Origin of the sequence: Streptomyces sp. NPDC020379, from assembly GCF_044387105.1 — a bacterium.
Lineage (GTDB): Bacteria > Actinomycetota > Actinomycetes > Streptomycetales > Streptomycetaceae > Streptomyces.
Genome location: NZ_JBIRVR010000059.1, coordinates 1 through 1,210 on the forward strand (window position 1 = coordinate 1; position 1,210 = coordinate 1,210).

Sequence of the window (1,210 nt, forward strand, 5' to 3'; positions counted from 1 at the left end):
TAGTGCTCGATTCCTCTTTCGGTGTACACATATCGGCGTCGTAGTTGGCGGGTTGGAGGCGGGGGCCTGCCCCATACCCATGGACGTGCACGCTTGTTGAGCTGGGTGGTTGCGAGGCGGGTGGCGTGGTCGATCTCGGCTGGTCCGGCGAATGACTGGCCTGCGAGAGCGGTCTTGCGGAAGATGCGCCACCAGCCTTCCTGGAGGTTGAGCCAGCAGGCTCCGACAGGGATGAAGACGTGGCGGATGCGGGGGTGGTCCTCCAGCCAGGTACGGGTCGACAGGCTGTTGTGCGAGGAGAGGTTGTCGGTGATCACATAGATGTTGCCGGTGGGGTTGGCGGTCTCGATCCGTTTCAGGAATTGCTGGTAGAAGGCGCTGTTGCGGGAGGAGGCGGTCATGGTGACCTGCTGACCGTCCCGCACGCGAAGGCCGCCGTAGACCCAGGTCTTCTGCGGCCCGCGGCTGTAGTCGATCTCGGATTTGATGCGGTGGCCGTCCGGCGACCAGCCCGGCGCCGGCGGGAAGGTGCGGGGGATCACCGGCCCGAGCTCGTCGGCGCAGATGACCGTCGCGCCGTCGGGCGGGCAGGTGTAAAGGCCGGTGATCCGCGTCCTTTTCCCTCGAAGTCCGGATCCCTTGACCGGGTCCAGGATCTGGTGCGTCGCCAGCGCACTCCCTCGGCGAGCAGGATGCGTCGCACCTGGGAACGCCCGACCTCGATCCCGTCCTGCCGGGCCGCCTCGGCGAGTGTGTCCAGTGTCCAGAGCGGCGGCCCCGACTCGTCAGCGGCTTCCAGTTCACCGTCCGGCTGTACTTCCAGCCGGCCCGGTGGCGCTGACCTGGCCAGAGCGATGATGTGTGAGCGTTCCGCCTGGGTGATCCTGGGTTTGCGTCCCTGGCCACCGAGGTCTTCCAGCCCTTCGAGCCCGGACTGGTTGAAGCGGTGCAACCAGCACCGCACGGTCTTCTCACTGCAGCCCAGCTCGTAGGCGATCACCGGAACGGTCTCCCCGGCCCAGCTCAGCTCGACCATTCTCGCCCGCATCGCCAGGTCCCGCGGAGCCTTCCTCGACCTCGCCAGCCGCAGCACCATCCCCCGCTCGCCTGGCCTGCTGTCCTGCCGTGTCCGTAAGACCATCGCCCGGCACCCCACCCCCGAGACCGACCTGTCACCAGGACATATACCCACCGAAAGAGGAATCGAGCA

Annotated in this window: 2 protein-coding genes; both read right to left on the reverse strand. The window is 66.8% G+C overall.

Going from position 1 to position 1,210, the window contains the following annotated elements; all coding sequences use genetic code 11:
* Positions 1–542 (reverse strand): transposase (locus ACH427_RS32320; protein ID WP_398875393.1); only part of this gene is annotated, 542 nt, incomplete at its 3' end.
* Complete coding sequence (locus ACH427_RS32325; protein ID WP_398875395.1) at positions 539–1,141, reverse strand: transposase; 603 nt, start codon at positions 1,139–1,141, stop codon at positions 539–541. The genes ACH427_RS32325 and ACH427_RS32320, both read right to left, overlap by 4 nt.
* Positions 1,142–1,210 lie beyond the last annotated feature (69 nt).

Coding starts and splice junctions, on each gene's coding strand:
- ACH427_RS32325 (WP_398875395.1), bottom strand. CDS start 1,141: ATGGTCTTACGGACACGGCAGGACAGCAGGCCAGGCGAGCGGGGGATG.